This window comes from Chitinophaga sp. (genome assembly GCF_017745275.1).
GTDB lineage: Bacteria > Bacteroidota > Bacteroidia > Chitinophagales > Chitinophagaceae > Chitinophaga.
In genome coordinates this window covers 973588-993247 of record NZ_JAGHZS010000001.1, presented here as the reverse complement: position 1 = coordinate 993247, position 19660 = coordinate 973588, and the positions used below count along the sequence as shown (strand labels likewise).

Sequence of the window (19660 nt, the reverse complement as noted above, 5' to 3'; positions counted from 1 at the left end):
GTTTTTTTTCTGCATTAAAAATCAACACCTATACTGGCGGAGTACATCCGGGTTAAAGGATAACGACCGGCGTCCACGCCATAGAACTGGCTGTTCAGTTGTACTTCTTTACCGAGAGAAGCGCCTACCTCCGGATCATAACCTTTGTATTTCGTGAAGGTGGCCAGGTTTTGTACACCTACGGATAAGCGGACTGCTTTAATGACCGGTTGCTGTTTGATGAGTGATGCCGGCAACGTATAGCCGAGCTGAATATTTTTGATCCTGATATAGGAGCCATCTTCCACAAACAGGTTGGTGAAGCGCACGCCATTACCATTCACATCATTGCCTGTAATTCTTGGTACGGTAGTACCTGGATTCTGCAGGGTGGCTTTGGTACCGTCGCCGGCAACGCGGGCGTAATCAAATGCTTCTACCAACAGGTTACGCCCCAGGTTTACATTGTTGGGATTCAGGTTTTCAAAACGGAGGTAGTTGTAGATATCGTTGCCCTGTGTGCCGGTAATCAGGATGTTGAGATCAAAGCCTTTATAGGAAAAGGTATTGGAAAGCCCGAAGGTCAACTTTGGCCATGGATTACCGATATAAGTCTGGTCGCGGGAATCGATGATACCATCGTGATTGAGGTCTTTGTATTTGATATCGCCCACCCATACGCCGCCATCTTTGGATACGTCTAACCTGCTGCCATCGGCCTTTGCAGGAACGGCGCTGTTGTTGATTTCATCCACGGAAGTAAACAATCCATCTGCCACATAACCGTAGAATAACCAGGGCGCTTGTCCTACTGCTGCCTGTGCGGTGAAATTGTTCATATACCATGCGGAGCGGGTCACTACTGCAGCATCAGAATAGAACTTGGTGATTTTTGTTTTGAAAGAAGATATATTGAAATTGCTTCTCCATACAAACCCGCTACGGCTCTTAATATTTACGGTATTCAGGGTGATGCCGAAACCTTTGTTCTGTAATGAACCAATGTTTACGGTAGGTGGGGTAATGTTACCTTCTCCCTGTGTTCCCATATAAGCTGGCAGCGGGTTTAAGAGCAGCAGGTTATCTGTTTTTTTGATGTAGTAGTCGGCTTCCAGTTGTATCCTGCTATCCAGCACACTCACATTGACCCCGATGTTTTTAGTAGTGGTAGATTCCCATTTGATGTCGGAATTACCATACACACTGGCTTTGAAGCCCGTGCCCCAGGGAGTGGTAACCGGTGCAAGGCTGGAATATTGTCCACCGCTACCGGTGCTACCGGTAGTACCATATTCTGCTCGTATTTTCAGGTCGTTGATAAATGGCACACTTTTCATGAACGGTTCGTTACTAATCCGCCATGCCGCAGATACGGAAGGGAAGTACCCCCATTTGTTATTGGGTCCGAAGTTGGAAGAAGCATCAGCACGCCCTGCGAGCTGCAGGATGTATTTGTCGTTGTAGATATAGTTAACCCGACTGAGATAAGACTCCAGGGCGCCGGAGCCTTTACCGCTACCAGTAGTTTGCCCTTGTGCATTGCCGAGGTTAAGCGATGGGATATCGTTGCTGGAAAAGCCGGTGCGGGTGGCGTTGAAGCTCAGGTAATTCCAGGCCTGTGCTTCATGGCTGGCCATGACGCTGATGTTGTGTTTCTTAAATGTTTTATTGTATTGTAACAGCTCGTTGAGATTCCAGTAAAAGTTTTTGTTAGTGCTGATACTCAGGCTGGCATTGTCATTAGAATTATATCCCAGTTGATAGGTAGGCGTAAATTTGCTGCCATCTGCATATTCGAAGTTCCCGTTGAAGCTGGTGCGGAAGGTAAGCCCGGGGAGAATGGTTACTTCTGCGCTTACGCCGCCAAGACCGCCTGTTCTTTTATATTCGTTGCTTACCAGGTTGGCAATAGCCAAAGGATTCAGCGGAGCAAATTTAGCATTGGTGCCATATTCATTTTCTGTTGCGCCGCCCCAGGTACCATCCACATTTTTTACCGGCACATTGGGCGCCAGGTTGATGGCATTGCGGATAACATCTTCACTGGTGGACGCCAGCTTTTCTTTAGTTTGATAGAAGTTCAGCGAGGTGCTTAGCTTCAGCCAGTCGAAGGCCCGGTTATCGAGATTGAGCCGGAAAGAATACCGGTTAAAATTAGATCCCACCGCTACACCTTGCTGGCTGAAGTATTCACCTGCCATATAGTAGTTAGTGGTTTTATTGCCGTTACTCACGGTGACCTGGTGCTTTTGCAGCGGAGATACTTTAAAGAGCGCTTCCTGCCAGTTGGTGCCGGCGCCCAGTACAGAAGGGTTTTTAAATTCCGGGGTGGGCGTGCGATTCAACTGTGCTGCAATTTCATTGTTCATGATGGCAAATTGCTGCAGGCTCATGGTGTTGATTGCTTCCGGTTTTTCCTGGGCAGTATACAAATAGTTATAGCCTACTTTCAGTCCTTGCTGCCCTCTTTTAGTGGTGACCAGTATTACGCCATTGGTAGCACGGGAGCCATATACCGCGGTGGCAGAAGGGCCCTGTAATACCTCCATAGACTCAATATCAGATGGGTTGATACCAGCCAGTGGATTTACGGAGCTGGTAGCGCCATAAGAAACGGTAGCCGGTTGTATTTGTACACCATCTATTACATACAGGGGTTCATTGGTATTGCCGATGGTATTTACGCCACGGATATTTACAGAGATACCACCACCGGGTTGCCCGGAGTTTTGCGTAACATATACCCCGGCAGCACGGCCCTGAATGGCCTGATCCAGGGTGGTGTTGATGGTTTTATTAATATCGGCAGAAGAAATAGATACCTGTGCACTACTCTGATCTGTTTTTTTCATAGTACCATAACCGATCACCACTACATCCTGCAGCGAACTTTTGCTTTCGTTCAGCACTACGTTCAGGTTGGCGGCATCGCCTACTTTTATTTCTTTGGGACTAAACCCGATAGAGGTGAATACCAATACCTGGCCGGGATTGGCAGTGATGCTGAATTGACCATATTGGTCGGTAGCTACTCCGGTGTTGGTTCCTTTAAAAATGACGGAGGCGCCGGGTACCGGTTGTCCTGATTCATGTGCGGTAACAGTGCCGGTAATTTTTTTCCCGGAGGGAGGTGGATTTTGTGCTTTTGCGGTAATGGCAAAGGCGCAGTAAGTGATCGTTAACCATACCCATAGGAATGGCCTTCCAGTAATACTGGCTCTTTTCATACGTGGAGAAATTAAAATTTTTAAAAAAGAATCCTTGTCGATTTTGGTTTACTACTTCATAGTGTTCTTCATTCGTGGTAATGACATGAAGGTATAGCTATTGCAGGGAATGCAGGGTAGCAGGATGTTTATAATTCATGGACATTTTGTTGCATACCGGGGGTATTAAATGTAGCTTTCTAAGGGTGGTTTTGTTGCATTATGCTTTTTTCATGGCAGCAGCATATGCGGAGGGCAGCATGTTATAGGCCATTTTAAAATATTTAGTAAAGTACTTAGGATTATTAAAACCTACTTCGTAGGCTACTTCGGCCACATTCATTTCCGTTTGTGTGAGTAGCCGGGCAGCGTGTTGTAAGCGTACGCTCCGGATAAATTCAATAGGGGGCTGGCCGGTGATAGCATAAATGCGCCGGTAAACAGATACCCTGTTCATGAATAATTCGCGGCTTAGCTCTTCTACGGAAAAGTCGGCATTAGATAGATGTTTTTCTACAATCTCCAGGGCTTTCTGCATAAATTTTTCATCGGCGGATAATGTGGCGCTGGTATCAGCAGCAGGAGGAAGTATCATCATTTGCTTCACCGGTGCCTTGCGCATCAGCAGGTTACGTACCCTGGAGAGCATAATTTCAAATCTCACCGGTTTAACGATATAATCGTCTGCTCCTTTTTCGAAGCCACGGAGTTGTTGTTCTTCAGCAGAGAGGGCGGTTAGCAATATGACAGGAATTTGCCGGGTACGGGGATCATTTTTGATTTTTGTACATAGGTCGATGCCATTCATCACGGGCATATTCACGTCGCTCACAACCAGGTCGGGGTGGGAGGACAAGGCTTTTTGCCATCCGGTTAATCCGTCGGGTGCTTCAATAATGTGATAGAAAGCCTTCATGTTTTCTTTTAGGTAGAAGCGGAAGTCGTCGTTATCTTCTACCAGTAGTACGGTTTGTCTTTCTTCCTTTTTGCCGGTGGGCATTGGTTCGGCGGGGAGGGGGGCCGGAAGCGGTGTTGTGATGCTGCCGGCCACCTCTTCGATGGTTAAATCTTCCGGCGCTGGTGGTATGGTTTCCGGTAATTTATCAAAAGGAAGTTGCAAGGTAAAGCAGGTACCGTTATTGACTTCACTGCTAACGGTGATGGTGCCTTTACATAGCTTCACAAATTCTTTCGTAATGGCGAGGCCTATGCCACTGCCCTGGTTAACGAATCCACCGGGAGAATCGCTGTGGAAAAACTGTTCGAATATTTTTTCATGTCTTTCCGGTGGGATACCTATACCGGTATCTGTTACTTTAATTTCCAGCAGCACCTGATTTTCACCGGAACTGGTGACGCTGGTGGTTACTTTTACGGAGCCGCCTGCCAGTGTGAATTTGAAGGCATTGGAGAGCAGGTTGTAAAGAATACGTTCTATTTTATCGTGGTCGAAGCTGGTATATAAAGTTTCATTTTCTGCCTGGAAGAAGAAGGTGACTTGTTTACGTTCTGCCAGGTCTGTAAAAGAATATACCACTTCGCGGATAAAGCCGATGATATCACCGGCGGCCGGATTTAGCTTTAGCTCCTGCATTTCCATCTTCCTGAAATCCATCAACTGGTTGACTAAATACAGCATTCGTTTGGCATTGCGACGTATCAGGTATAGCTTATGCCGAAAGGTATGATCTTCTTCATGGGCAATGATTTCTTCCAGTGGCGACAGGATCAGCGATACCGGCGTTCTGAATTCGTGGCTCAGATTCGTGAAAAGTTTGATTTTCAGCATGTCGAGTTCGTGCAGTTGCCGTGCTTCCCTCCGTTCCTGTTGCAGCGCGAAGCGGCGCTGGGCGCGTTGCAATACTATCTTCCGTAATAATAACAGGACAGCAGCAATCAGTAACACGTAGCAAACATAGGCCAGTGGGGTGGCCCAAAATGGCGGCAATATGCGGATGCGCAGGGAAATACCTTTCCAGGGCTGCATGTTGTCATCGTTTACGGCTTTCAGCAGCAAGGTATAGTTACCGGGGTTGATGTTGGTATAGGTAATGCGGCGTGATTTTCCATCCGTGGTTTGCCATTCTTTATTAAAGCCTTCGAGTTTGTAAGTATAGGTGTACCTGTTTTTGTCAGTGTTGGTGAAGTCGAGTGCCGCGAAATCAACAGAGAAATCATTTTCATTGTGCCGGAGTACAATTTCATGTATTTCGGGCATCGCGGCCGGCAGGATCACATGGTTGTTTTGTTTTTCATTGACGGCAACAGCACGATTAAATAGCTGCAGGCTGGTAAACACAAGAGGAGGTTCCTGCCGGATTTGCTTTACGTTGGCAGGATTGAGGATGTTGAAGCCGTCGGCGCCCCCAAACAGCAGTTCACCCGTGGATAATTTCAGCGCCGCATTAATGTTGAAGGCGTTGCCCTGTAGTCCATCTTTTTCATCGTAGTTATGGCAGGTGATGCTGATTACGCCTTTATTTTGCTGTACCATTATTTTACTAAGGCCGTTGGATGTGCTGGCCCAGATGTGATGGTCATTGTCTTCCAGCAGGGCAATGATATTGTTATCCGGCAGCCCGTCTTTTATGCGAAAGGAGAGGAACTGTTGCTTAACGGGATCATAGGCACTGAGGCCATCACGGGTGCCTACCCACATAATGCCACGGCTGTCACAAAGCAGGGCGTTGGTATTGTCGTTGCTAAGCTGGTGTGTTTCCCGCAGGTAGTGGATAAATATACCTTTGGCTTTATCCAGTACATCGATACCGTAGGCGGTGCCTATCCAAAGATTACCTTTCGTATCTTCTGCGAGGTCTGTGATGAAATTGGAATGAACGGAGTTGGTGATGTTTACATTGTTATGGTAGAAGAGTTGGGCGTTGGGGTCAAATCTGTCGAGACCTCCGCCCAGTGTTCCCAGCCAGTAGTTATTTTGTTTGTCTTTTAATATTTTCCAGACTGATTTACTCCCGATACTGGTTCCGGCTGCACCGGGCTGGTAATGGGTGAAACGGCCATTGCGGTATTGATCGAGTCCGCCAAAGTAATAGCCGATCCACAGGCTGTTATCTTTATCTACATACAGGCTCAGGATAACATCGCTGCTGATGCTGTTGTTATTGAGCGGCTGATGTTTCATTTGTGTAAAGGTGTTGGTGTTGCGGTCGAAATAAATCAGGCCGCCGCCATTGGAGCCAATCCATACATTACCGTTCTGGTCTTCCGCGAAACAGTTGACGTCATTATAACTCAGGCTATGTGCATCGGCGTATTTATGTACATAGAGGGGAAATTTCATCATGTTTTCCGCATAGTAACTAACGCCTCTTTTGTATGTACCGCACCAGATGATGCCCTGGTCATCTTTATAGAGTGAGTAGATAGTATTTTCCGCAATACTTTTTATGTCTTCTTCTCTTCTCTGGAGATAGTAGATGTTGAAGGTGTTTTTGTTCAATACGTTGATGCCTCCGTGATCTGTTCCTATCCAGATTTGTCCTTTTTCATCTTGCACAATGCTGTTCACGATGTCGTTGTTAAGTGCACTGTTTTGGGACGATAACCGCCGGAGTGTACCGGTTTTATGGTTGATATATATAACGCCGAAATCGCTGGCCGGCATGTAAATCCAGGTATCCTGCTGGGCATCAGTGAAGAGCCGGAGTGACATGGGGTTATTGTCGATATAGTGCGTAACGGCATCCGAGTGAGATACCAGTCGTCCGTTGTTATCGAGTATATCCAGTTCTCCATTGAGATAAAGGATACTTATGCGATCGGCAGCGGTTTTAACAATGTCTGCCACCGGCAGGCTTTTGTGATAAACGAACCGGGTAACGGCCTGACTAGCGTTTATGCGGTATATGTTGCCATCCTGGTAGCCGATCCAGAAGTCTTTATCGATCAGTTGTGTACTGGCGATACCTGTCAGCGGCAGTCCTTTGCCTTTGAGCCAGGCACCTGCATCTGCAAATTGTTCTTTTACCGGGTCGTAAAATACATCACCATTGCGGGTACGGATATATAGTTGATTGCCGGGAGCAGCGGTAATCGCCAGCACATAGTCGTCGCTGATGGAGGCCGGGTCGGCGGCGTTATGCCGGAATATTCTGCAGGTAAAACCATCGTAACGATTGAGGCCACTCATGGTTCCAAACCACATAAAGCCACGACTGTCTTTGAATATACAGTTAACCTGGTTATTGGAAAGGCCGTTGTTGACGTTCAGTGCCGAAAACTCCTGGGCATTGGCATAGAGCAGGAACAACAGGAATAGTGGAATCAGTATTGTTTTTTTTAGCATAACGTGTTGCGGGCATTAGTATAAATATAAGGTATTGGGAGGAGAAAATGAGGGGTGATTAGTGTTATTTAGACGCTTAATTAACCTGCCTGTGATGAAAAGTAATATTTGATTGTTCAGTAAGCATCTTTGTTATCTAAATCCGATAGGTGATAAAAGTAATGTCAATATCCGTAAAATCAGATCAGGATGAGTAACCGGAAAATGACTATGGGTCGTAATTTTGTAGTGCTAAAGGAAAAATATCTGAGGTATTAATACTTTAAAAAAAATCTTTCATCAAAAAAAGACTATATATGACAGACGCTACTTATCAAATTATTTGTAATGCTTTAATCGAGCAAAGAAAGCGAGTTTCTCAATCTCCGGAAGAGGCAGCGAAGTTGATAGACGACTTAGGAATTCGACATCTTTTAATTCCAATGGATCCAAATACAAGAAAGAAGACTGTATCCAGGAAGGCCACCAGGAAATCGGTATCTAAAAAATAGTTTGTACCCAGTGATATTCGTTTGTTGACAGCCCCTGCATAGTAGTGAAGGTTTTATTTTCCCCGGTATATATTGTCTTTTTGTTAGGAAAGTTTTTAGAGAGATGTGGGTCATTTGTTTTTTACGTTATTTTAGGTCCAAACAAACGAGTCAATGAAAAATTACATAGTACAAAAAAGTCCGTTCGTGGTGCCTACAACAGATGGCAAGCTGATTGAAGAAATATGGGGCAACTCTACCGGTCATGGCAACATTTCAGTAGCACACATGGTAGCACCTGCGGGTTGGAGTGAACCTCATCAAACGCCTGAATTCGATGAATTCACCTATATCATTTCCGGAAAAAAAGAATTTGAAATTGATGGCGCCAGCGTGGTGCTGCAGAAAGGAGAAAGCATCCTGGTGAAAAAAGGTGCGAGAGTAAGATACAGCAATCCTTTTGAAGAGCCTTGTGAATACATGGCTATTTGTATGCCGGCGTTTTCTATTGACCTGGTTCACCGGGAAGGATAGTTTTTTTGGGAGAAAGTATAAACCGAAAGGCAGCGGATTCGCTGCCTTTCGGTGTTGTAGGGGATATAGTTACTACACTGCAAGTAAGCTCCCGTTAGTTATTCCTGAGATTTCAAATTTTTAGTTTTAAGAAAGCTTTTTTTAACATCTTCTCGTAGGGGTAAATATTCCGCTTCCCGTCGTATAGGTACATGCTTATATCACCATTGAAAAACCTATTATTATGAGAAACATCATTCCCATTCTTTTAGCCCTCTTATTTTGCGCCTGCCATAAAAATGATGACAAGCCTATCCCCGAAACACCGGACCAGGAAACGGGTACCTTTGAAGAGGCCAACATAGACGAGCAGAAAATCATCGCACTGGAAAATGAGATTAATAATGGCAAATACAATATCCATAGTCTTATTATCCTCCGAAAAAACAAACTCATCTACGAACATTACTTTGCGGGGGAAGATGCTGTTTTCCCCACGCCTGTAGGGAGAGTACCGCATACACGCGATAGTTTGCATGACTGCCGCAGCGTGACTAAAAGCATCGTGTCCGCCTGTGTAGGCATTGCGCTGGCACAAGGGAAGATCAAAAGCATAGACGATAAAATCTTCGACTATTTCCCGGATTATCAGCAATATGCTACCGGCGATAAAGCCGATATCACCATCCGGCATTTACTGACGATGAGCCCGGGACTCGACTGGAACGAACGAATATCCTATGACAATCCCGCTAACAGCGAACGACAAATGCTGGAAGCACAGGACCCTACCAGGTTTGTATTACAATGTAAAAGCATAGCGAAGCCAGGTACAGTCTTCAACTACAGCGGTGGTAACACCCACCTGCTTGGACGAATCGTTGAAAAAACTACGGGCATGAGCATACGTGATTTCGCCAACCGTTACCTTTTCCAGCCATTGGGTATCACCAACTTTCTTTGGAGTGCACGCGCTGATGGCATATACTGGATGCCTTCAGGGTTGCGTATGCGTCCCATCGATATGGCGCGCGTAGGACGCCTCTATATGCAGCAGGGGCAATGGAAAGGGCAACAACTACTTCCCGCCGCATGGATTACCCAATCCACCAAATGGACCGTGGATTCTGATGAACAAAACGTCGGCTACGGCTTCCAGTTCTGGTGCACCAAACAGCAGGTAGCCGGTCAACAGGTAGATATGGCGCAGGCGGAAGGCAACGGTGGCCAAACCATCGCTATGATACCTTCGCTGGATCTCGAAATAGTGATGACCGCCGGTTATTACAATGATGTAACAGACCAGGTAAATCAGGTGCTGGTGAGGGATGTATTAGGTGCGGTGAAAAAATAGAGAGCGTTGACCTCAAAGCCATTATCGGGGAAAATATAAATGATCAGGCCGGAGGCGCAGTGACTGAACAATCACCGGTAAAACAAGGTAGAACGATCGAAATCAACAATAAAAAAGCCGAAGCTTAGCTTCGGCTTTTTGTTGCCTGACCTGGATTCGAACCAAGACTGAGCGAGTCAGAGTCGCGAGTACTACCGTTATACTATCAGGCAATAGTAATTCAGGACGGCGAAATTAGGACTTTTCGCAAAAAGAACAAATTTTAAACCCGGTTTTTTTGAAAAAACCTTGAATTTTAATCGTTTGTAATGCAATAAAGGCAATACAGGCCTATTTCCTGGCTTAAAGGTGGCAGCCTCCGGGGTAGTACGTTGTATTAAGTTTAGTCATCAGGTATACATTAACCCGCTTCACTGAATTGCGGTTTCAGTTGTAGCCCTTATACTTGTACATGCAGTCAACCCTGAATAGAAACCCTCATTACCGCATAAAACCATAGATCCTGCCGGTTGGATCAATTAAAAGTATAACTATGCTATTATCACCTTTGCTGCCTGTTAATACACCTGCCCGGAGTTTCGGTGCTTTCGTTTTCACTGACCGCCAGAATCGCCTGTTGTTAGCGATAGCTATAGCTGTAGTCATCATCAGGATGGTGGTATTCAAGCATTTTTTTCCTTATATGGATTTTACTTCCGATACCGGCTCCTATATGACAACAGCATTACAAAACCTGGATCATAACCTTTGGCCACTTGGCTATTCTAAATTTTTGTGGCTGTTTCACCAGGTATCGCATTCGGAAACTGCGCTGGCCGTGCTGCAATTGACCTTGCTGGAATTGAGCGCCTGGTTCTTTTACTTTAGCATTGTGTATATTTTTCGTCCGGATGGTTACTTCAGGTATGGCTTCTATGCGTTTTTGCTGATCAACCCGTTGTTCCCTTTTCTCAGTAATTATTTCATTTCGGATGCCGTGTTTTTATCACTCGGACTTACCTGGATTACGCTGCTGCTCTGGATGCTGCATAGGCCTACTAATTTCATTCTTGTATTACATGCACTGGTGCTGGGTTTAGCCTTCACTATCCGTTATCACGCTATGTTTTATCCGTTGGTGGCGTTAATTCCGATATTGTTGTCGAAGTATAAAAAATGGCAGAAGGCGGCGGCTATTTTATTGCCGGTAATGTTGATTCTTTCCTTTATGGGATTTGTCAGGCAGCGTACTTATGAGTACACCGGTGTACGCGAGTTCTCTGTTTTCAGTGGCTGGCAGCTGATGAATAATTCGATGTACATGTTGCAATACCGGAAGCTGGATTCCACCGGGGTACCTGCACAGTTTGCGCACGTGCATAAGCTGGTGTATCATTACTGTGAAAATTTACGACAAAGTTCCAAAAAGAAACATGTATGGGATGGTGCAGTATTTATGTGGGATAATGCCGGCCCGCAAAAAACGATGTTGGGAGAGTATTCACAGGCACATAAGGACGCGGATGTTTATACTTGCTGGGCTAACCTGGCGCCGCTGTTCAGGAGTTACGGGGCATACACAATTAAAAAATACCCGGTAGATTTTGCGCGCCACTACCTGCGGGAAAATGCAATACTGTATTTATTGCCGGAGCCGGAGGTATTAGCAGCTTACAATCGCCCGTTTATGGTGTTTGATACTGCCAGTGTAACTGCCTTTTTTACGGATGGAAAAATACAGAAGCCCAGGAGCAAATACGATGAGCTGCAAAGTACGCTCATGGCCTTATTCCCTTCATTGATTGTTATTTGCCATTTATTGTTTTTGGAAGAAACTATTCGTTACCTGGTCAAAAAAGGTATCAGGAAATCCAGCCGTAAATTTAATATCGCGTTGCTATTGTGCTGGACATTTATTTTGATCAATTTTGGCTTTAGTGTGTTGGCAGCGCCTATTGTATTACGTTACCAGGTATTGCTGATCGTATTATTACTGGCTTATACGCTGTTGCTTACCGGGGAAATTGATCGCCCGGCCGTTTCAAAGGAGGAGGCAGAGCTGGAAGAAGAGCAGATTATGCTGGGCATCTGAATGAAATGCAGTAAAAAATAATTTTCGCAGTATCTTAACCCCAGGATGCGCGAAATCAGCGGATGATTACGGTAAACTATCCGGCATAGCAACTGGTATGTCTTATGAAGAAGACAATAACATTTTTTGGGAACGTCTGAGAAACGGCGATAAACAGGCGTTGTTTGCGCTGTATAACAACACTTATTCACATCTGCTGCGGTTTGGATTGAAAACAACCGGCAGCGATGAGCTGGTGAAAGACTGTATCACACAGTTGTTTTTGCAGTTGTGGAGCCGCCACCAAACCCTGCCTCCCGTAACGAACGTTCCTGCCTACCTGTTTACCGCCCTTAAACGCCAGCTGCTGGACCAGTTGGCCTACCAGCAGCGAATTCATACTGCTATTCACCGGATGACGGACAACGATGCGGAAAATGAATTATCTTATGAAGAGATCATCATCCAGGTGCAACAGGATGAAGAACTGAAGCAACGACTGCAACAAGCCCTGAAAGCCTTAACCCCCAGGCAGATTGAGCTGGTACGACTGAAATTCTTTGAAGGCCTTTCTTATGAACAAATAGCCGCACAAACCTCTCAAACCGTGAAAACGGCTTACAATACCATCTATGATGCCATCAAGTCCCTCCGGAAGATGCTGAAATAAGCAGGTATCTATCTCCCGAAAAAAAAATTTAAAAACGCTTAGGAAAAGTCATGCATTCTGCCGTCTGTATAATCAAAGGCATTACCTCCATGAATTTCCAGGAATACGAAGTCATCGATTTTGCATGTGATGAATCCTTTCAGCGCTATTGCCTGGAGGAACATGATAAGGATGTGTTGTTCTGGGAAGGCTGGCAACAGCAGCATCCTGAAAAAGCCGCTCTGATAGCGGAAGCACGTAGCCTTGTAAAGTTGTTATCTGCCGGGCAGGGTAATCGCCTGGAGCAGCTGAGGCATCTGGAAGATGGAATTGCCCGGTATGATCTGCTGCAACAGGCGGTAGACGAGGACTCCGGTCATGCCGGTTCCCGCTTCCGGGTATGGAAATATGCCGCCGCAATAGGTGGTATCGCATTGCTGGCGGGCAGTGCCTTCTTTTTTTACCGCCATTCCCCAACACCCGGAAAAGAAGTGGTGATCAATGCCGGTAAAGATCCCCGTAAAACCGTGGTATTGCCAGATGGGTCATCAATGGTATTACGGGAAAATAGTAGGGTAGAGTTATCTCCCGGATTTAACCGGCACAACAGGCAGCTCACGCTCACCGGGGAAGCTTTTTTTGATGTGACACAAAATGCGCAATATCCTTTTATAGTACATACGGCGGCGGTAGATATCAAAGTACTGGGCACTGTTTTTAATGTCAGCGCATACCCTGATCATGAAACAGAAACGGCACTGTTTAAAGGAAAAGTAGAAGTGACCGTGGCGGCACATCCCGGGCAAAAAATTGTATTGCAACCAAATCAAAAGTTAATCACCGCAGCAGCCAAACCATTTGCGGTAGCGCCACTGGATGCAGATCCGGTGAATCATAAAGCAAAAGAAATTGCCTGGGTACGCAACCGGCTTGAAATTGAAAATGAAACCCTGGAAGCCATTGCGGCGAAACTGGAGAAGTGGTACGGCATCCGGGTGGAGTTTGCAGATGATACCGTGAAAGAATACCGTTACTCCGGCACCTTCGAAAGTGAAACGATCATCAAAGCACTGGATGCTTTGCAGTTATCGTATCCTTTCAATTTCAAAATGGTGAATGGCGCCATTATTATCAGCAAATAACGTAGTGTAAGTCAACCAAAAATAAAGAAGGGGAAGTGGTGGCACACTTCCCCCGAAAAGTTCAGAAATGTCGGGATTGATCATTTACTAAACCAACATCAAAGGTATGTTAAAACTTGTATTCCTGGAATGGAAAGGGAAGCCTGTTCCCGCCGGCAAATTGCTGCTAACTATGAAATTGACAATTTTACTTTTTTTGACCTGCCTTCGGGTGCAGGCTATTTGTTTTGGGCAGGAAAATATAACCCTGCAGGTAAAGGAAACAAGTATCCGGCAATTGCTGAAAACGGTGGAGCAGCAAACGACTTATCGATTTGTGTTTCACGATAAAACACTTCCGGACAATAAGAAAGTGACCGTAGCCGCAACAGATGCTACCCTTGATGCAGTGCTGACACAGGCCTTTGCCGGTACCAACCTGGCTTACCGGCTGAAGGAAGACGGCCTCGTAGTAGTATATGCCCAAACCCCGGCTACTACGGCGGCCGACAATATCACCATTACCGGCACCGTGCGCGGCATGGATAACCTCCCCCTTCCCGGTGTGACAATAAGAGCCGTAGGGGCCACTGCCGGGGCGCTCACCCAGGCAGATGGTACTTATACCTTAACTATTCCCGACCAGGTGAAAACCCTGAGATTCTCACTGGTAGGCTATGTGCCACAGGAAGTACCAATTAACAACCGCCAGGTTATCAACATCAAACTCACCGAAGATATCAAGACCCTGAACGCAGTAACGGTTACCGGTTATACGAATTATGCCAGGGATAAATCTACCGCCGCTTCCGGTATTATAGGTGCTGATAAAATTACGCAGGTACCCATGGGTAGCTTCGACCAGATCCTCCAGGGCCGTGTGCCCGGCATGGTAGTAGCAGCCGGCTCCGGACAACCCGGTAGCAGTGCTACTGTAACCGTAAGAGGCGTGGGTACCATCAATGGTACGTCTGCACCGCTCTACGTAATGGATGGCATCCCCATTGAATCCGGCGCTTTTCAGGGCATCAACCCCGAAGATATTGCTTCCGTGACCGTGCTGAAAGATGCTTCTGCCAAAGCATTGTACGGTTCCCGTGGCTCCAACGGCGTAATCGTGATCACTACTAAAAAAGGCCAAACCGGTAGAGTAGCCATCAGCTATAAATCACAATACGGCTTCTCCAATATGACCACGCCGAAGTATGAGATGATGAACTCGAAAGAAGTGCTGCAATTCCAGGAAGAAGTGGGGCTGGAAACCGGTGAAAGTAATGGACCCGGCTGGGATTATTCTCCCAAAAATCCTGATTACGCTACCAAAACACCAGCAGAGCAAAAACAGGCAGATCATATCCTGGATAGCTTACGTGGCATGAATACCAACTGGAAGAAGTTTTTCCTGCAAACCGGGAAATTCCAGGAACAGCAGCTGAGCGCCAGCGGAGGAAATGATAATGTGAGATTTTATAGCTCTGTCAACTATTTTAATCAACAGGGTATTGCCCGACGTTCCGATTTAAAACGTTACAGCTTCAAGAATAATGTGGATTTCAATGCAGGTAGATTAACGGCCAACATCAATATCGGTCTCGGCTATACGGAGTCGTCTTTTATTCGCAATGAAGCCTCCAGCAGCGGGGAAAACACGCTGGCTGCTGTGTACTACGCCATGCCATATGAATATCCTTATGCCGCGGATGGTACATTGATGACCCGCTATAACCGCCATGAATATCCTACCCTCGATCCCCGTGAAGGCAGCAAAGCGTTAGAAGCAATGCTGAATACTTCCGCTAAAGAAAATCAGCTGAAAAGTATTATTGGTACTTCCCTGAATTATCAGCTGGCAAAGGGATTGGTGGCTAAAACGAGATTAGGACTGGATTTTAGAGAAACCACTGCTGAACAATATATCAACCCGGATTCTTATTCCGGTTATAAAGTAGACAATGGCGCCAAAGGCAGCTTCGGAGAAGGTACCACCCGAAACTTCACATTGGTAAGTACTTCCGGTTTAACCTACGGCAAAATTGTGGATAAGCACGATTTTGAAGTATCCGGTTACTATGAATATGTGAGCAACAACTATCGCTCTTTCGATTACACCGGATACTACCTGGATGGCCGTTTGCCTGCTACTCCGGCAGCTATCACGCCGGGTTCTCCTTATTCTCCTTTATTACATGGCGCCAGAACCAGGAGCGCACTGGCTTCTTACATCGCAGTAGGACGTTATACCTACAATGAAAAATATACCCTGAACGCCAGCTACCGCAGGGATGGCGCGTCTACCGTACCTGTTAATAACCGCTGGCATGGCTTCTATTCTGTTGGTTTCGGCTGGGAAGTGAAGCGCGAGAATTTCCTGAAAGATGTGGCGCTGGTGAATAACCTTCGCTTCAGGGCCAGCTACGGTACTTCTGCCAATCCATTTACCGGTACCGGGCCTTTCGCTTATTTCCGTACGTTTAAAACAATTCAGTATGGCGGCAACCCGGGTATTTATCCTTACCAGGCCGGTAACCCGGCGTACGACTGGGAATACGCCAAAGAACTGAATATTGGCTTTGACCTCGGTATGTTGGATAACCGTATCCGTATCGTGACCGATGTGTATAATAAAATTACCAACAACCTCTTTGTAGATCAGCCACAGTCCATTACTTCCGGGTTTTATACCTTGTCGCTTAACTCCGGTGCTATGCGCAACAGGGGAATAGAAATGGATGTACAGGGAGATGTGATCCGCCATAAAGATTTCACCTGGACGGTCGGCGTCAACTTTGCCTATAATAAAAACGTGATCACCGATTTAGGAACCGCTACAGAGTTTACACAGGGCCTCTCCCAGATTGTAAGAGTAGGGCTGCCCTATGGTTCACACTATGCGCCGAAGTGGGCAGGTGTAGATCCGGCCAATGGTAAACCATTGTATTACGATCGCGCCGGTAATAAAACCAGCAACTATAATGAAACCGCTTTGAGCGTAGCAGAATTTGGTACCTATATTCCACCATTGACCGGCGGATTTAATACTTCACTTACCTGGAAAGGATTTTACTTAAATGCGCTCTTCACCTTTGCCAATAAAGCCATGCGTTACCTGAATGAAGACTACTATAATGAAAATCCTTCTTTCGCCAGCAGTAATCAGTCGAAGCGTATGTTATACGATCGTTGGAAAAAGCCTGGTGATAACGCTATTCTGCCAGGCATTACATCGCCCCGTAACTATTCATCTAAAGACATACAGGACGCATCTTACCTGCGTTTGAGAAACCTGAGTGTCGGCTATAACGTTCCTAAAACATTTGTAGCCACGCATCTGAAATTTGTACAGGGCGTCCAGGTATTTGCGCAGGCGCAGAACCTGTACACCTGGACCAAATGGAAAAGCTTTGATCCGGAAAATAATAACGGAACCGGGATGTTCGATTATCCCAGTGCGCGGACTTACACTTTTGGCCTGAATGTTAATTTCTAAAACCAGCAACTCATGACGATCCGTTATATAAAATACCTGTTAATACTACTGCCTTTTGCATTGTTCTCCTGCAACAAGCAACTGGACCTGCAACCTACCGATAGTATTATTGATCCGGAAAGAACTTTCCGCAATGTGGCCGACCTGAATGGAGGCCTGATAGGCGCTTACGCTGCATTAACCTACAACACCATCTACAGTGTATCGCTGCTCTCCGATGAATGTACGTTGCCCAGTGAAAATAATTTGGGTAGGGGAGTGGCTTCCTACCGCTGGCAGATAGATCCGGGCAGTACAACTATCACTGGTTCTTTCGGGGAGTACTACATCACCATTGATCGCGTGAATCGCGTACTGGGTGCCGTGAACCGGGTGCCTGCCAAGGGAAATGATATAGCTTTGAAAGACAGGTACCGCGGCGAAGCCCTGGCGCTTCGTGCTTATTGCCATTTTCAACTATTACAGAGTTATGCGGAAGCCTACGAACCAGCCGCGATGGGTGTACCATTCATGGATACATCTGTCATCGGTTTTCCTGCCCGTAATACTTTTGGGGATGTAATGACTGCCATTGAGAAAGACCTGCAACTGGCCAGCACTCTCATTCCTGCAGATGCAGACGATAACTCCCGTATTACGTTGGCCGGTGTAGCCGCTATCCGTGCAAGAGCGGCCCTGTATGCTAAAAAATGGGATGACGCCATCACCTATGCTACTGCTGCTATTGATGCAGCTCCCCTGGCCAGTGCAGCTGATTTTCCTGCTATCTGGAAAGATACCAAACAATCAGAGGTAATCTGGAAACTGAAACAGGTGGCCGGGGTGAATGATCCTGTGGGTGCTGTTTACTACGATGGCGATGTAGTATACTATGCGCCGTCTTTTGAGCTAATTAACCTGTTTGATAAAGACAAAGACGTACGCTATCCTGCTTACATTCTCTATGATGATACCCGTGGCGATGGTACTTCCAAATACATCGTTAACAAATATTATGGTCCGGATGGTAACATCGGTCTGGCAGACATTAAGTTATTCAGAACCGGTGAGATGTACCTGATTCGTGCAGAGGCACTGGCAGAGAAGAACCGCGTAAGCGATGGCGCCAATGACCTGAACGCCTTGCGTGCAGCGCGCATCACTGGATATACAACGGAGAACTTCGCCGGTAAAGATGCCCTGATCACGGCTATTTACACTGAGCGGTTTAAAGAACTGGCCTTTGAAGGACAACGTTTATTTGACCTGAGAAGGAGAGGGCTCAATGTTACGCGTGAACCGGCGGATGCTATCAACTCCCTGGGTGCCGTATTGCTGAAACCCGGCCAGCGCGGATATGTATTCCCTATCCCCGATGCAGAAACCAAGGCCAACAAAAACATGCAACAAAACCCGGAATATAAATAGCCCGATTTGATAACCTATGCCGGCAACATATCCGGCAACTTGTAATGATGATCAGATGAAAAAAAATATTTTCTTATTGCCGGTGATAACGGCAACGGCTATCTGTTTTACGGCCTGTTATCAACGTGCCGCTAAAGTACCCACCATTCCCGGCCGGCCTGCATCCATTGGTATCATTGGCGATACAGCTGATGTGCTTACACCTGTACGCGGCGGCGTAGTTTTGATTGGCGGCGGCGGTAATGTAGACGGCGCTTTCCAATGGATGATATCACGCAGCGGCGGTGGCGATGTAGTGGTACTCACCGCTTCCGGCAATGGCAGCTATAACCATGATATCGATTCACTCGGAAAAGTGAATTCGGTAGAAACGCTCAATATTACTACCCGTGAACTGGCCAACAATGATACCGTTGCCAATATTATCCGCAACGCAGAAATGCTCTTCATCGCTGGTGGGGACCAGTCGCGCTACATGAATAACTGGAGAAACACTAAAGTGAATGCTGCTATCAACTACCTCCTAAACGAAAAGAAGGTGCCGGTAGGCGGTACCAGCGCAGGATGCGCTATACTGAGTGGTTTATACTACAGCGGAGAAGGCGGCAGCGCGGTATCTGACTCCGTGCTGGCCAATCCATATGATCCGTTGGTTACCTTGTACAACAACGACTTCCTGCATGCACCGTATCTCCAATCTGTGATCAGCGATCAGCATTACATGAAGCGGGGCCGCGAAGGACGCCACGTTACGTTTATGAGTCGTATTATCAAAGATCATGGTATCTTTCCAAGAGGTATTGCACCGGATGAAAAAACGGCGGTATGTATCGATGAGCATGGCATGGCGCAAGTGTTTGGCGTAAGCAAGGCCTGTTTTATCCTGACAGATAGTTTGAAAAAACCGGAACTTTGCGAAAAGGGTCAACCCCTGCAATGGAATGCCGGCGGCCAGGCACTGAAGGTATATGAAATAGCTGCCAGCGCCAGCGGCAACGGCAGTTTTTCTGTAGCCGACTTTGATCCCGCGAAAGCCAGTGGTGGCGCCTGGTATTGGTGGTGGGTAGAAAACGGACAACTGAAGAAAAAAGCAATTTGATAACGTTTTAATAAATGTA

The 19660-nt window shown here is 46.4% G+C and carries 10 protein-coding genes; 8 read left to right on the top strand and 2 right to left on the bottom strand.

From position 1 onward, the window contains the following. Positions 1–14 precede the first annotated feature (14 nt). Positions 15–3206, bottom strand: coding sequence for a TonB-dependent receptor (locus tag J7623_RS03905; protein ID WP_291917352.1), 3192 nt, complete (start codon positions 3204–3206; stop codon positions 15–17). A gap of 199 nt (positions 3207–3405) precedes the next feature. Beyond that, the gene (locus J7623_RS03900; RefSeq protein WP_291917350.1) at positions 3406–7491 is read right to left on the bottom strand and encodes a hybrid sensor histidine kinase/response regulator transcription factor; all 4086 of its coding nucleotides are present in this window, start codon (positions 7489–7491) and stop codon (positions 3406–3408) included. Positions 7492–8135: 644 nt separating this feature from the next. Here J7623_RS03900 and J7623_RS03895 point away from each other — a divergent pair. The 8 genes from J7623_RS03895 (at position 8136) to J7623_RS03860 (ending at position 19641) form a co-directional block, all read left to right on the top strand. Beyond that, a complete protein-coding gene (locus tag J7623_RS03895; RefSeq protein ID WP_291917348.1) occupies positions 8136–8495 on the top strand; it encodes a cupin domain-containing protein in 360 nt (119 codons plus the stop codon). 223 nt (positions 8496–8718) lie between these two features. Continuing rightward, positions 8719–9828 (top strand): serine hydrolase, encoded by a 1110-nt coding sequence (locus J7623_RS03890; protein ID WP_291917346.1) that lies wholly within the window; start codon positions 8719–8721, stop codon positions 9826–9828. A 532-nt stretch (positions 9829–10360) separates the two neighbouring features. Beyond that, positions 10361–11899, top strand: a complete 1539-nt coding sequence (locus tag J7623_RS03885; RefSeq protein ID WP_291917344.1) for a hypothetical protein — start codon at positions 10361–10363, stop codon at positions 11897–11899. 97 nt (positions 11900–11996) lie between these two features. Continuing rightward, on the top strand, positions 11997–12548 hold the full coding sequence (locus J7623_RS03880; RefSeq protein ID WP_291917342.1) for a sigma-70 family RNA polymerase sigma factor: 552 nt from the start codon (positions 11997–11999) through the stop codon (positions 12546–12548). Between the two features lie 50 nt (positions 12549–12598). Then, positions 12599–13669 (top strand): FecR domain-containing protein, encoded by a 1071-nt coding sequence (locus tag J7623_RS03875; RefSeq protein WP_291917340.1) that lies wholly within the window; start codon positions 12599–12601, stop codon positions 13667–13669. Positions 13670–13775: 106 nt separating this feature from the next. Beyond that, entirely contained in the window at positions 13776–17135 is a 3360-nt protein-coding gene (locus J7623_RS03870; RefSeq protein ID WP_291917338.1) for a SusC/RagA family TonB-linked outer membrane protein, read from the top strand. 12 nt (positions 17136–17147) lie between these two features. Next, positions 17148–18542: a RagB/SusD family nutrient uptake outer membrane protein gene (locus J7623_RS03865; protein WP_291917336.1), complete on the top strand. Its 1395-nt coding sequence runs from the start codon at positions 17148–17150 to the stop codon at positions 18540–18542. A 55-nt stretch (positions 18543–18597) separates the two neighbouring features. Then, positions 18598–19641, top strand: a complete 1044-nt coding sequence (locus J7623_RS03860; protein ID WP_291917333.1) for a cyanophycinase — start codon at positions 18598–18600, stop codon at positions 19639–19641. The last annotated feature ends 19 nt before the right edge of the window (positions 19642–19660 follow it).